The organism is Pseudomonas putida (genome assembly GCF_002741075.1).
In the GTDB taxonomy this organism is placed as follows: Bacteria; Pseudomonadota; Gammaproteobacteria; order Pseudomonadales; family Pseudomonadaceae; genus Aquipseudomonas; species Aquipseudomonas putida_T.
Genome location: NZ_CP016634.1, coordinates 5,589,026 through 5,600,904, shown reverse-complemented (window position 1 = coordinate 5,600,904; position 11,879 = coordinate 5,589,026). Strand labels below are relative to the sequence as shown.

Genomic DNA, 11,879 nt, shown 5'->3' with positions numbered 1-11,879 from the left:
GCATCTTATTAAAAATTAGGATGGCGAGCGCTTGCCAATTTTACGTCGGGAGTAGAAATCATGAGTCTGGTGTCAGTTAGTGCTCTGGAAGTGAGCTTTGTCGGTCGTCCGAGTGATGACGTGCTGTTGACTATTGATGAGCTTGTGAATGTCATCAAGTGCGATTCTGAATGTTTGAACTACGTGATGGTTGCGTTAAACAAACAGTTTAGTTCGCTCATCATTAGTGGGTTTTGGAGTGATGAGGAAAGCATGATTGAACACTATTCAACCCCAACGTTTTCTGCATTGCTCGATTGTTTGAGTAATAATTGCAAAAGCATATGCTTCAGGTCGTTTTTTACTCGAGAAGAGTTGAGTATTTAAAATGATATATGATGAAAGTGCCCTTTTAGACGCAGATCTTCATTGCCTGATTGCATTCCTAGTTGTACATCGCGAGGGCGGCGTCAGCCGGGCGGCAGAATGCCTGGGGGTGAAGCAGCCGGCCGTGAGCAATCAGTTGGCAAAGCTGAGAGCGCGATTTGGGGATGAGTTGTTTGTCGGGAAAAGAGCCTGGACTCCGACTGAGCGAGCAGATCAGATTGCTGCCGCATTGGCTCCGGTGTTCAACAGCTTGCAAGATGCAATTAGCGCTCTTGAAGAAGCACAGAAAGAGAATGACCTGGATCTAAGGCAGCCATGAATTGGCTAGTGCTATTGTCGTAGAGAAATTACGATAGACAATAAAAATGCTATGGCCTTTCGGCCATAGCGAAGGGAGGGTCATTTTTAATGATAACCCCAAGGAGCCTACGTGTTGCTGGTGTCGTCATGTTGGTTGACGCCATAGCAAATTCGGAGTTGGTAAAAAGCCGCCTGATAACAGGCGGCAAACCAAAGGACGATGAAACGTCGCAGGACTAGGTGTAGGGAGGGGAACCTAATCCCGCTTCTCATCGGTGTTAATTTTAGTTCGTATTTCCTCTGTGCGAAATCGATAGTGGTAATAGTGGTTATCGAAGGCTTTAGTATGGCTTTACCATGAAATATGGTTGCCGGTCTAGTTGAGGTGGCTTTGTTAGAGCTCTGTGCGGAATTTTGATCTTGCCAGCGAAAATTTCAGCCCCTTGAGATCTTCTGCAGACATATTGTTACTAATTTTTACGCACCTTGAGTTACTCCATTTCACCCTTGTCGGGATCTGTATCTACCGTTGCGCGATGGATGTGGGGTGGCGATGCACGAGTGGCCCAATCGACCCGAGGCGCCTAGGTCGCAGCGTGATTTAGCTCTGCTTTTCCTGGGTTAGCGTGTGCTCATCTGTCTGGCGTGATGCCATTTTAATATTGCAGATGGCTTAGTATGCTGTGATGAGCGCTGCTGTGTGCTGGCTTGAAACCCGCCACACCTTGATGTAGCTTTTCGTTACGAAGACTGTTCGATTTTCTTACGGGGTGAACACTGTGAGCGTAAAGGTCAAGGTCGAAATCGAAAAGCTGCTTGGCGACTTCTGGGACAAGCGCGCGCTGGAGATACTTGAAGATCCATTGGCTACCGATGATCTCGGTGCGCCGCTTGATTCGATTGCTGCGTGCGATGCGTTCGTTGGGATCGATAAAATAGTGAACTGTAAGCTGCCTGTTGAGCTGATCGTCCGTCACGGTGGATACACCTCCAGGCAGCAGTTCGTTACAGAAATCACGAATGGGGTGCTGAAGCATCTCGAAGGGGGCGCCGGTGGCTGAGGATCGGCAAGGCGAACGCAACCAGATAGGTGACCGGCTGCGTAGGGCTCGCGAGTACGTGGGGCTTTCGCAGGATGACGTCGCATCTGTGTTAGGGCTCCCGCGCCCCTCTATCACCAATATTGAGTTGGGTGTTCGAAAAGTCGAGGCTCTTGAGCTCAGCAAGCTGGCAAAGCTCTATCGTCGCACGCTGGATTATCTAACGACTGGGGTGGAGCCGGAGCCAGAAGGTCCACAGCAGCTGGCGTTCCTGGCGAGGGCCGTTAAGGGCCTGTCAGATAAAGATCTGGAAGAAGTCGCTCGCTTTGCTGAATTTCTGAAGCAGTCGGCGCGAAGAGATATGGAGTAACGCATGGCCCGTCGCAACATAGCGCTGACGACAGCGAGGATGGCTGCTGAGGTTTTCGAAAAGTCCCGCGCTATGGAGCGTATTGAACAGGACGGATACACCCGGGTGGACCCTTTCAAGGTTGCCGCCACCGAGGGGCTGTCTGTGGCACTCCGTCCAATGGACAAGCTGCTTGGCGCATTCATCCGTGATGAGCGATCAGGGATCTTGTTGAACTCGGCCCGATCCGCAGGCCTGATCCACATGACCTGCGCGCATGAATTGGGTCACTACTTTATGGGCCATAACACTGCCCTCGATGAGATTATCGAGTACGGCTCCAAGGCTGCTGAAATGGAGCAGGAAGCGGAGGCGTTTGGCTATCACCTTCTAGTACCACGCGCGCTACTGACCATTGTTTGCAAGCGGAAAGGCTGGAACATCAGATCCCTGCACGAACCCTTCAATCTCTATCAGCTCGCCCTCCGGCTAGGCGTGAGCTATTCCGCTGCTGCGTGGTCACTGCTGCGCCACCAGCTGGTTGATTACGATACCGTCCAACGCTTGCTCAAGACTCAGCCATCTGCGATCAAACAGGTTCTGTTTAATGGCCCGCTACCTGACGCTACAAAAGACGTCTGGGTCTTCGATGAGCGCGACCAGTCCTCGGTTCTAGAGCCCCGTCCCGATGATCATCTGATCATCCGCCTGAAAAGCCATGCCAGTGCGGGCTTCTTGTGGCTCGCTGATTCTCTTGATCAGATCGTGTCTGAAGGCTTCACATTGCAGCCGGCGCCATCTGCGCCAGTTGATCCGAGTAGGCTGACCTTTGGGGCTGAGACCTCGATGGATTACCTGCTGACAGGCGCATCTGAAAGCTATACCGCTCCTCAGGCCGTGGCTCTTTCCGAGATTCGGCCGTGGGAAGGCAAGCAGCCTGGTGACGCTTCCTACTCTTCCAAGGCTCACTTCGAGCCCATGGGGGAAGGGCTTTCGCGAGAATCCAAGTTGGCTCTGATCGAAGAGGTTCGGAATTCGTGATCACGGTGGAGTGCCTCGTCGACAAGCAGCCAGTCGTAGCCAAGAACCAAGGTAACCGTCCAACGTGTTTGGCGTTTGCAGTGACCGATCTCAACAGGTCATTCGTGGATGAAGATCTCGGCCCAGAGTATTTTTACCGCGCAACGCTCTCGAGAATTCCTGGCTGGAAACCTGGAGACGGATTGCAGATTCCTGCAGCAATTGAAGCCTCGCAGCTCGGCCATCCTAAAGAGCGCGAGTACCCCTACCAGGCTGATGAGCCTCAGGTTCCGCTTGAAGCGCTTCCAGAGGATCTTGCGCTGCATGGGCGCCCAATCAAATTCTTCGCTGCAGATGTTGGGCATCTCATTGGCAGTATGCAGGCCATGGTACCTATGGGCTTGGCGTTGAAACTGACGCTCGACTTCTACCAGCCTGTGGATGGAGTTATCCCTTTCAGTCCGACAGTATTGCCGGGTGCGATGATGCACGCGGTCGTTGCCGTCGGCCTGGGCTATGACGAAGGCTCACAGCCTTGGTTTCTGATTAGAAATACCTGGGGAGAGGCATGGGGGCTCAATGGCCATGCCTGGATATCCGCCGCTTACATCGAGTCGCACGCTGCGTGCGCATTTGGAGTAGAACATGGCAGTTCTGATTCACGGTGAACGTATTGTTCCAGCTTGGCTGGCTGCCGCTCGCCATTTGGCCGGCTGCAAAGGAAACACTGAAAGAAACCTGGTGCTGGAAATTGCATCTCCTGGCGAGCTGAATGCTCAGGATCGCGATGTCATCGGCGCAGTGGATGCGGCGCTTCAGCAGCATTCGCCTGGCTTGAGTGTCCAAACGGTCGCCAGCACTATCTTCCCCAACAATCTGTACAAGTTGGATAAGCGGCCTGCGTTCTACGAATCGTACGTAAATGCGATGACCAGGGGGCAGAAAGTGGGCACCTGGGGCACATATGCGCTACGGATGATACGGCGGGTGGCTCGTAATGGGAAAACCACCTACAACCCGCTGGAAGCACTGGTTCGCAAGCTCCAGAAATCTAAAGACGGACGGTGCTACCAGGCCGTTTACGAGCTGGGTGTCATAGATGTCGAGTTCGATCTTGAGGATGACGGATTTGGCTTTGAGCTTCCCCTGTACGACCCTGGTGCTGATCGGAACATGCCCAGGAACATGCCTTGCCTGAGCCATCTCAGTTTCAAAGTGACGCAGGGCAAGCTAGATCTCACGGCCATGTACAGGTCGCACTGGTATGGCCAGAGGGTACTTGGCAACCTGATTGGGCTGAACAACTTGCACAATTTCGTTGCCGTCGAGTCTGGGTTTGAGCGCGGCCCTCTAACGGTAATTTCCACGCATGCCCTTCTCGACATGCAGAGCCTCGGTGGAGCAAAGGCTACCAGGGCTTTACTGAATAGCTTCGATTGATGGTCTAGAAGAGCGACGCCTGGCGCTTGGGGTCAAGGGTTTCAACGGGGATGCCATAGAGTGCACTCATTCCGTTTCGGAAGTCCTTGATCCCGCCATAGCTTGGATGTCGTATACCCACAACCTCGACTCCGAATCGGCTGGCATAGCTGAGGGCGTCTTGGCCAATTGCGACAACTCGCTTCACTTTGAGCCATTTGATCAGCGTTCCATTCAGATCGTCGACTTGCTGAAGTTCTCGCGCAGTGAATTTTCGATTGCTGAATGGATTGCCTGGCTCGTGAGGATGGAACGGGAACACATTCCACAGCAATGGCGGCAACTCAACGGCTCGAAGTACCGACCAAATCTCAGACGCAGTGCGCTCCGCGATAGCTGGGCCCAGTGTTGCTTGCTTGAAATTCGAGCCTGGGTACCGCTGAGTCATTTCCGGCAGATGGAACTCGTCGGTAAGTGCCAGCCCTGTGCGTCGTCCTCCGCGGTAGCCCAGGTCACGCCCCATCCAGATCGTATCCACCCCGATCTCAGCAGCGGCCTTCAGATAGCCTCGCAGGTTGCGTCGACGCGACGCGACAGCGTCGGCGCGATCATGAACCGGGCAGGTATCGGCATAGGGGTTAAACACGTTGTCCAGTTTCAACTCGGACAAGGCGTTCACGAAAGCTGTAGGGGTCATGGCTGCGGGTTCTTCGTTGGTAGATCAAAATGCATGGTGTGGTTGAGCACATCGACGGTAACCGTGCCGCTTCGGTGCTTTTGCAATTGCCGGAATACCTCGAAGCCCTTGAGAATCGCTGTTTCCCATTGCCAAAGCTGGCATTTGTCCACCTCGTAACCTTCAACCATGCTTCGGATCTGCTTGAGGACGTTGTAGTCCAGGCCGCGTTGCTTGTCCTCGCCGTCGAAGCGGTGAGTTTTAGCGTGGTTGAAGATCCAGGTGGCAATGCCTTCCTCAATGATCATGGCGCGAGCGCCATCCTCATTCTCATCTTTCTTGGGGTCTGACTTGCGTTTGCGCTTGAGCAGCCCTCTGAGGACAGGAGACCAGCCCAGGTAAGCCAGATACGCCAAGTGGAACACGTCGTGGAAGCGATAGTCATCAGGTTCATTGCTGTTGTCCGTCAGACGGTCGCCGATGAACACCCCGTGCAGGCTTTGAACAACATAGGCATTGGTCCCTTTGCCGCGCTCAATGAATTTCATGGCGATGATCGGTGGAAAGCGTTCGTGCTCCGGAAAGCCTTCATCGAAAGGGGCAGGGAAAGACTTTTCATCGCCTGGCCATCTGCTGTGAATCTTGTCCAGATTCGCGCGTGCAACATCTTCTAACCTCAAGTCGAAGCTGGCACAGGCCACGGCGAGCTCAGCCAGGTGCATCCCGAGGTTCGAAGCGCGAACGTGAGGTGCCATCGATTTGTAGGCTTGGTACGTCGTCGTTGCCATTTGGCCGGCATGATTTGCGAGTCGACCTAGCTGCGTGGAGCGATCGATGGAGTCCGGCTTTCTCCGAACCTCCATCAAGCTGTCGATGTGGCGAAAGGTCACTGGCTCAACCGGCTCTTGTTCCGTTTCCCCATACTGCTTACGCAGGGCGATCAGGCAGCTGTCACCTATCTGGTTGTGGTCGACATCAACAAGCGCTGCAACGTTGATTAGGTACCAAAGCGCGTCCCCTAGCTCCTCTGCCGCGAGCTCTGTCACTGTCGCTGCGAGGTTGTCGCGGCCGGATTTTTTTACGGCAGACAGCAGGCCGCCAACCTCACCGAAGTATCCAAATTTGAGCTGCTGAAATCCCTCAGCGGTCTGTTCGAACTGGTTTGTCTTGCAGGCCTTGAGGCGATACTCAGGGATAGAAAGGGGCATGGGTTGAGGCTTGGGCCTGGGCATTTGAAATCCTTTTCAATCAATGAGTCTATGCGCTAGCGGCGGTGGCTCTGTAGAGCTGGATCATCTCGGATCGCATTCGTCTCGCGCAACTTACGATTGTTTCACGATCTGCCCCTTGAGCTCCCAAAGCTAGCGCTCGAGTGCGAACGGTTTTTGTGACGTCGTAGTGGGGGTAGAGGGTTTTGGATTGAAACCAGCTGCGCTTCAACCCCAAGCGATCGGCAAAGGTATGCAATTCATCGAGCGAATCTGCAACCAGATGGCACCACTCGCGCCCCCTCCAACGAATTCCTTCTGAGTCCACGTACACAGCCATTTTGCGTCTCGCCTATCGTGAAAATATGTGCAAATATATAGCATATTTTTTGCAAATTCACCAGGCTCAGATGAACATTAAGCTACTCGGCTCCCAGATCAAGGTGGCACGAAAACGAAGGGGTATGTCACTGAAAATGCTGGGAGAAAAGGCAGGTGTTCATTACGCGCAGATCTCTCGGATGGAGCGTGGTGAAGGCGTTTTGCTTAGCAAAAATTTGCGAAAAGTTTGCGAAATATTGCAAGTGCCTGTGCCGCTTGCAAGCGGTGCCTCATCAAGCGGTGACTTGCCGCAGAAGGTACAAGACCTCATCAATGCCTGGCCGCAGAGTGAGCAGCTGATTCGAAGCGTCGTAGATGCTCTGGAGACAGCTCTAGAGAATGGAGATGCCTCAGTAGCCCGTCCTTGAGCACGAGGTTCACATCGCTGCTATACCTCACCTCAAGCACATGGGGGGCGAGGTCATCTATGGACAGTAGGCTCATCGAAATCGTAAGCTAGCGGCAATTTGATTGTGCATATGGCCATTTGCCACTACGAGCACACAATTAGTGCACGTAAATGTGAGGCTCCTACTCCCAGCTCGATTTCAGTCGCGCTAGGAGGTGACCTGGAGGGGGTTACTCCTCCTAAAGCATGCGAACCAAAACCGCATGCTCGTCGTCATAGGGAAACCTCGAACGAGTCGGTCATGTGCTCCCCTCACTACAAGGGGCTATGTGAATGGACTCACTAACCATGGATCAAACAACCTAATGTTCCAAAATAAGCCGAACGCCGAAATCCGCCATCTCCCGCATGGGCTGATCCATGCAGTTGAGCGTTTGAGTCTCGGGTTGGATTGGGATAAGCCACTCGACGCCGCAACCATGGCGCAGCTATCGACCTTGGGCGATCGTATCGCTGAGGTGCTCCCCCGAAAGATTGAGATAAGTACTTCGGGAGTCCGAGCTACAGTCGCGGGTGTTGTGAAAGATGCATCTGAAGATGAGAGTGCAGAGCTTTTTGCCATCCTTTTCGATGACAACGATGACCATGAAGGCGCTATCGACGAAAAGTTAGTCGAAATGGTTGTAAACGATTCGGGCCTTGGTTTCGCTATCAACTCACGATATCCCGGTTGGGAAAAAACACGAGCGTTAGCCTTTGATGTGTTTAACGTCTTTTATGAGGCTGTTTCAAAGCAAGTCTCAATTTCCTCAATAGACTTCAGGGTTTCGAATGTATTCGGCTTAAAGCAATTTGATGGAAATCTTACTGATCTGTTGAATGTTGAGTGTACCTCATTGCCACGCCGAGTCTTCAATTCAGAAGGTCTCTGGCACCTTGATGAAGGTTATTTTGATGAGCATTCAGCGTCTGAAGTCAGTCAGTTGTTAGTCAACTTGCATGTATCCAAGGCGCGAGAAGGAGATGAAACTAATCTCTTTGTTCGCACGATGCATCAGTTTGATCTCGGCGAACAACCTGCCGGCACCACATCCCTTGTTGATTTGTTTGGGCATTTTGACCATCTTCATGAAGTGAATAAGGATCTGTTGGCTTCGGTGCTCAATGAAAATATTGTTCGTTCGTTAGAGCTTTTTCCTGAAAGGGAGGTGACTAAATGAGCGCAGCTGTTTCAACTGTTATGAAGTTTGGTGTGGATTCTTACCCAAACCCTCGTGCGTTTCATTCTCAGCCATCCCGCGCTCGCGAAGATGCTACTAGCTATGTTTCTGCTTTAGCTGCTGCTAGCCTGTTTGCGCTTTCTGAACTTGAAAGATTACGCGCATCTGGCTCTGAAATGTTGATGCTGCAAGAAGCTTTGAGGCGCATGCTTCATTCGCGCCAGGTACCTGTCGAACTTCTCCGGCAGGCATATCACATGAACTTGTATATCAAGCAGTTGACTTCTGAGCGGGTTGAGTCTCGGTCACTCACTGCCGCTTTTAGCGAGCATGGCGATGCACAAATCTTTGCAGCTAAACCCTTAACTCAATTTCTGCCAGACTACAGCTATGCAGTAGATAGGCTTAAAGTGTTCGTTGAAGAACAAGTTAACTGGGATGGCTATGGAGGCTTGCCTGCCTCTCCCCAGGCTGCTAGAGAGGTCGCGACCTTCCTCAAAGTGGTTCAGCGTAGATTAATTCAAGTACCAAGTGTGACGATGGGCGGAGATGGCTCGGTTGCTATCGTCTGGACCGATGATGTTTTCTATATCTCGGCAGATTTTGACGGCAACGCTGGTTACTCTTTCTTCATCTCCAGGGGTGATGAATTTATTTGTGATGGTGTCAGCCCTTCTGAGCGGCTGGATGATTCTTTGGCTAAGTATCTTGGTATGTACTTCACGGATGACTAGTACAAAAATTTGTGGCGACTGCCGAAAAACATTTGAGCGCGGCGCAGGTAGCGTTGATAAGTTCGCGGAACGTGTCAGTGCGCTATTGGTGTGCAGCCATAACTGCTCCTGCCCAACACTATCGGTGAGTGCTTTCTCGCCCCGTCCTGTTCAGAATTCTGAGCAGGTGGCTGCATGCGCGAGTCATCCTTACCACTCAGCGATAAACGGTTCGGTGACTCACAAGGTGTTTGATAGGGCCTTTACTCAAGGCCTATCGGTGACTCGCCTCGAACTCGCGAAAGAAGGCATAGGTGGTGTGCTGAATTTTTGTAACACCATCGATGTACGCAAAAGTACTAAGAATCCTGAGATTTATTCTCTGGGTGCCGTAACGATGAGCGCTCAGGATGTCAGAGGCATTCTCTTCCGTAAGTGCAACACGCCAGCTTTTCGCCTTTACGACACGTCGGTAGATGCGGATCGAATGATCGCTCACGCGGATATTGTTGGCACAAAGTACTTTGGGAGGCTGGAAGCCCTTCCGAAAGCTGAGCAGAGCATCCGGCATTGGGCTCAGCTTCAGCTATCTCGTAAGACGACGTTTGTGCCCCAAAAAGCCGTTTAGCAAGGCATTCGCCCCAAACCAATGGGAGCCTGAGCCTAAAGGCAGGTGCAGCCTGTACTCGTCAAAGAGGTGTATCCTAGCGCTCAGATAGATGCCGAGGTTCGCCATGGAAACGTCAAATCATGCTGTGATGTCCAGGCAGCAAGCCGCTGTGGCTTTGAGGGTTGCGGTGCGCATTCTCCGTGGATGGCAGGCTACAGTTCAGCAGGCTTGCCGAATCCTTAGGGTATCCCCGGCTACTTACTACAGCGCGTCCCGGGACCAGGTCTCAGGTCGACGGCTCGATCTTGATCAACAGCAGCGGGTCAGCTTGGTGCTGAACATTCATGCCTCTTTGCGCACGGTCTTCACTAATCCGGCCAATGTCAGTAGTTTCCCTGTGTTGAAGAACGACAACCCGTTTTTTGATGGTCGTTCTCCGCTGGATATCATGGCTCAGGGAGATCTCATCTCGCTTTACGAGGCCTATAAGCGCATTGACCAGATGAAGTGGTTGGGTGAAGCCTAAGCTTCAGGTTACTGACTTGCAAAGGACGTTGTATTTAGCTCATCTTTAAAGCAGAGAACCTGAGGAGTGAGCTTTTGCATCACGACCTCGATCAGAGATATCGCGCTTTTTTGTACCTCTGTGGTTGGCCAGAGGAGGGGCTGGTCTGGCAAGCTATCAGGTCGCGGCAACTTACCCCACTTGTGTGCGTCGGGAGTTTCGAAACCGGCATTCTCTGCCCGCTGCAGCCAGTAGCCCTCAAAGTGGGTTGCGTTACTCTGTGTTCCTGGTGCCCAGGTAAGTACTACTGCCTGAATATCGACTTGCTCCTGAGCTGCCCACCTGAATAAGGCGTAGGACCCATGTCCTTCTCGCTGTCGATGGAGATGTTCTCTAAAACGTTTGCGTAGATCGGCCGCTTGGCCTACGTAGCAAGCCTTGCGCTGGCCACTTTTGCTTTGCGCGATTAGGGCATAGATCCAGAAGCCAGTAGTGATTTTTCGTTTACGTTCACCCTTAACTCTTTTCTCCTTCACTGGGCGATCGTTGAAGTTGAAGTGAACCCTAAATCGCTTCCCGCTTGCGCACATGAATCCAGCATAGTCAATACCGTTTCTGGTCACGGCTAAGTTGTGGCTAGCGGCTAATTCCATCAATTGCTGGCGGTTTTCGATCTCTCCTGTGTCAATTGCTGCTTGCATTGAGCTCTTCAGTGCTAATGCCTGCTCGATTGCTTCGCGCTGCATGGATGGCTCCTGATTGCATCTCTTTGCCCGTCCTAAAAAATGTCCTGGAAGGACAAGATTTCCTGCGGTTGGGGCTGTAATTTTAGCCGCTAAAGCGGTGCTGATTCTTATGCAGGGTTAGTTGGCATTCGCCTCCAAATCAGCAGTAAAGGCTTCATGTTATCTTTAACGAAATGTAACAATTGTGTGGCCTTGCGGTAAATTCAAAACCTGCAATATTGGACTTTAGTCTTATGCTTGGGTGGGTATATATCATTACCGATGATTATAGCTTTTGATGGACTTACACCAACTGCTTGACGCTTTTGTAGGGTTCTGTCAGTAATAAAAAGCAGCAGGGGTGCCCGACGCACCATTGTCTTTGCCTGCTACCTCACAACCTCATTTAGGAAATTGCTATGACGCTGCATGTTATGCTTTCTTTGGACTACTCTGATGCAAAATCCAATCGGGATGATTTCTATGCCCAGTTGGAGTACAAGGGGTGGGTCAAGCTGGGTGATGTAGACACTGTTTGGGTCAAGACCTTCGGCTATACCACTTTGGATACTGACAAGGTTGAGCGCGAAATCACGGCGATGATGAAAGACTCTGTTACGGAGTTTAAACCGACTCGCCTTGATTATGTTGCGCAGATTGGCAACAACACGCCTATTGAGCGTGCATTTATCAAAAAGAACTTTGACTACGAATACGTTAAAAAATAACTGTTGCAAAGTGCTGCTGCCGTGTAGTCAGTGGCAGCACCTATTGCTTGGTAAGTTCTATAGGGGCGGCGCTGTGGATTACATGTGCTGAGCGACGCATCGATAGGCTGCCAGCCTCATCAAGAACACCTATGGATCCAAGTGACTCTGGTTCTTCTAGGCAATTTCCCTTAGGGCCATCTCCTTCCGTAGGCGGGTGGCAAAACTCGTTCGATTTCACTCAGTTGATGGGGCGTTTCGAGTCGGCTTAAGGACGATAACGTCGTCCGC

17 protein-coding genes are annotated in these 11,879 nt (G+C 51.8%); 13 read left to right on the top strand and 4 right to left on the bottom strand.

All coding sequences use genetic code 11. The features are described from left to right. Positions 1 to 60 precede the first annotated feature (60 nt). The 7 genes from IEC33019_RS26325 (at position 61) to IEC33019_RS26295 (ending at position 4,515) form a co-directional block, all read left to right on the top strand. Positions 61 to 366, top strand: a complete 306-nt coding sequence (locus IEC33019_RS26325; protein ID WP_028699235.1) for a hypothetical protein — start codon at positions 61 to 63, stop codon at positions 364 to 366. 1 nt (position 367) lies between these two features. After that, positions 368 to 685: a helix-turn-helix domain-containing protein gene (locus IEC33019_RS26320; protein WP_015272274.1), complete on the top strand. Its 318-nt coding sequence runs from the start codon at positions 368 to 370 to the stop codon at positions 683 to 685. A gap of 760 nt (positions 686 to 1,445) precedes the next feature. Then, the gene (locus IEC33019_RS26315; RefSeq protein ID WP_099594231.1) at positions 1,446 to 1,727 is read left to right on the top strand and encodes a hypothetical protein; all 282 of its coding nucleotides are present in this window, start codon (positions 1,446 to 1,448) and stop codon (positions 1,725 to 1,727) included. Continuing rightward, positions 1,720 to 2,076 (top strand): helix-turn-helix domain-containing protein, encoded by a 357-nt coding sequence (locus tag IEC33019_RS26310; protein ID WP_015272272.1) that lies wholly within the window; start codon positions 1,720 to 1,722, stop codon positions 2,074 to 2,076. The genes IEC33019_RS26315 and IEC33019_RS26310 overlap by 8 nt, the downstream gene beginning before the upstream one ends. A 3-nt stretch (positions 2,077 to 2,079) precedes the next feature. Beyond that, positions 2,080 to 3,096, top strand: coding sequence for an ImmA/IrrE family metallo-endopeptidase (locus IEC33019_RS26305; RefSeq protein ID WP_015272271.1), 1,017 nt, complete (start codon positions 2,080 to 2,082; stop codon positions 3,094 to 3,096). A gap of 80 nt (positions 3,097 to 3,176) precedes the next feature. Then, a complete protein-coding gene (locus tag IEC33019_RS26300; protein ID WP_157765905.1) occupies positions 3,177 to 3,743 on the top strand; it encodes a C1 family peptidase in 567 nt (188 codons plus the stop codon). Continuing rightward, on the top strand, positions 3,721 to 4,515 hold the full coding sequence (locus IEC33019_RS26295) for a hypothetical protein (protein WP_028699234.1): 795 nt from the start codon (positions 3,721 to 3,723) through the stop codon (positions 4,513 to 4,515). Before IEC33019_RS26300 ends, IEC33019_RS26295 begins: the two co-directional genes overlap by 23 nt. Before the next feature lie 4 nt (positions 4,516 to 4,519). Here IEC33019_RS26295 and IEC33019_RS26290 read toward each other — a convergent pair whose 3' ends face one another. The 3 genes from IEC33019_RS26290 to IEC33019_RS26280 are packed head-to-tail and all read right to left on the bottom strand — an operon-like array spanning position 4,520 to position 6,718. Continuing rightward, on the bottom strand, positions 4,520 to 5,191 hold the full coding sequence (locus tag IEC33019_RS26290; RefSeq protein ID WP_015272268.1) for a uracil-DNA glycosylase: 672 nt from the start codon (positions 5,189 to 5,191) through the stop codon (positions 4,520 to 4,522). Continuing rightward, complete coding sequence (locus tag IEC33019_RS27590) at positions 5,188 to 6,402, bottom strand: nucleoside triphosphate pyrophosphohydrolase family protein (protein WP_015272267.1); 1,215 nt, start codon at positions 6,400 to 6,402, stop codon at positions 5,188 to 5,190. Before IEC33019_RS27590 ends, IEC33019_RS26290 begins: the two co-directional genes overlap by 4 nt. Positions 6,403 to 6,427: 25 nt before the next feature. After that, positions 6,428 to 6,718: a DUF4031 domain-containing protein gene (locus IEC33019_RS26280; protein ID WP_015272266.1), complete on the bottom strand. Its 291-nt coding sequence runs from the start codon at positions 6,716 to 6,718 to the stop codon at positions 6,428 to 6,430. A gap of 70 nt (positions 6,719 to 6,788) precedes the next feature. Here IEC33019_RS26280 and IEC33019_RS26275 point away from each other — a divergent pair, with 70 nt between their 5' ends. The 5 genes from IEC33019_RS26275 to IEC33019_RS26255 all read left to right on the top strand — a co-directional run bounded on the left by IEC33019_RS26275 (position 6,789) and on the right by IEC33019_RS26255 (position 10,177). Next, entirely contained in the window at positions 6,789 to 7,127 is a 339-nt protein-coding gene (locus tag IEC33019_RS26275; RefSeq protein WP_157765904.1) for a helix-turn-helix domain-containing protein, read from the top strand. Between the two features lie 346 nt (positions 7,128 to 7,473). Continuing rightward, on the top strand, positions 7,474 to 8,328 hold the full coding sequence (locus IEC33019_RS26270) for a hypothetical protein (RefSeq protein ID WP_015272265.1): 855 nt from the start codon (positions 7,474 to 7,476) through the stop codon (positions 8,326 to 8,328). Further along, positions 8,325 to 9,062 (top strand): hypothetical protein, encoded by a 738-nt coding sequence (locus IEC33019_RS26265; protein WP_137138303.1) that lies wholly within the window; start codon positions 8,325 to 8,327, stop codon positions 9,060 to 9,062. Before IEC33019_RS26270 ends, IEC33019_RS26265 begins: the two co-directional genes overlap by 4 nt. Continuing rightward, complete coding sequence (locus IEC33019_RS27585; RefSeq protein ID WP_156327351.1) at positions 9,055 to 9,669, top strand: hypothetical protein; 615 nt, start codon at positions 9,055 to 9,057, stop codon at positions 9,667 to 9,669. The genes IEC33019_RS26265 and IEC33019_RS27585 overlap by 8 nt, the downstream gene beginning before the upstream one ends. 106 nt (positions 9,670 to 9,775) lie before the next feature. After that, on the top strand, positions 9,776 to 10,177 hold the full coding sequence (locus IEC33019_RS26255) for an antitoxin Xre-like helix-turn-helix domain-containing protein (protein WP_042132119.1): 402 nt from the start codon (positions 9,776 to 9,778) through the stop codon (positions 10,175 to 10,177). A gap of 8 nt (positions 10,178 to 10,185) precedes the next feature. Here IEC33019_RS26255 and IEC33019_RS26250 read toward each other — a convergent pair whose 3' ends face one another. After that, positions 10,186 to 10,902 (bottom strand): GIY-YIG nuclease family protein, encoded by a 717-nt coding sequence (locus IEC33019_RS26250; protein ID WP_015272261.1) that lies wholly within the window; start codon positions 10,900 to 10,902, stop codon positions 10,186 to 10,188. A 398-nt stretch (positions 10,903 to 11,300) separates the two neighbouring features. Here IEC33019_RS26250 and IEC33019_RS26245 point away from each other — a divergent pair, with 398 nt between their 5' ends. After that, positions 11,301 to 11,609: a hypothetical protein gene (locus IEC33019_RS26245; protein WP_015272260.1), complete on the top strand. Its 309-nt coding sequence runs from the start codon at positions 11,301 to 11,303 to the stop codon at positions 11,607 to 11,609. Positions 11,610 to 11,879: the final 270 nt, after the last annotated feature.

Coding starts and splice junctions, on each gene's coding strand:
- IEC33019_RS26325 (WP_028699235.1), top strand. CDS start 61: ATGAGTCTGGTGTCAGTTAGTGCTCTGGAAGTGAGCTTTGTCGGTCGT.
- IEC33019_RS26270 (WP_015272265.1), top strand. CDS start 7,474: ATGTTCCAAAATAAGCCGAACGCCGAAATCCGCCATCTCCCGCATGGG.
- IEC33019_RS26265 (WP_137138303.1), top strand. CDS start 8,325: ATGAGCGCAGCTGTTTCAACTGTTATGAAGTTTGGTGTGGATTCTTAC.
- IEC33019_RS26245 (WP_015272260.1), top strand. CDS start 11,301: ATGACGCTGCATGTTATGCTTTCTTTGGACTACTCTGATGCAAAATCC.
- IEC33019_RS26280 (WP_015272266.1), bottom strand. CDS start 6,718: ATGGCTGTGTACGTGGACTCAGAAGGAATTCGTTGGAGGGGGCGCGAG.
- IEC33019_RS26320 (WP_015272274.1), top strand. CDS start 368: ATGATATATGATGAAAGTGCCCTTTTAGACGCAGATCTTCATTGCCTG.
- IEC33019_RS27590 (WP_015272267.1), bottom strand. CDS start 6,402: ATGCCCAGGCCCAAGCCTCAACCCATGCCCCTTTCTATCCCTGAGTAT.
- IEC33019_RS27585 (WP_156327351.1), top strand. CDS start 9,055: ATGACTAGTACAAAAATTTGTGGCGACTGCCGAAAAACATTTGAGCGC.
- IEC33019_RS26275 (WP_157765904.1), top strand. CDS start 6,789: ATGAACATTAAGCTACTCGGCTCCCAGATCAAGGTGGCACGAAAACGA.
- IEC33019_RS26255 (WP_042132119.1), top strand. CDS start 9,776: ATGGAAACGTCAAATCATGCTGTGATGTCCAGGCAGCAAGCCGCTGTG.
- IEC33019_RS26250 (WP_015272261.1), bottom strand. CDS start 10,902: ATGCAGCGCGAAGCAATCGAGCAGGCATTAGCACTGAAGAGCTCAATG.
- IEC33019_RS26295 (WP_028699234.1), top strand. CDS start 3,721: ATGGCAGTTCTGATTCACGGTGAACGTATTGTTCCAGCTTGGCTGGCT.
- IEC33019_RS26305 (WP_015272271.1), top strand. CDS start 2,080: ATGGCCCGTCGCAACATAGCGCTGACGACAGCGAGGATGGCTGCTGAG.
- IEC33019_RS26290 (WP_015272268.1), bottom strand. CDS start 5,191: ATGACCCCTACAGCTTTCGTGAACGCCTTGTCCGAGTTGAAACTGGAC.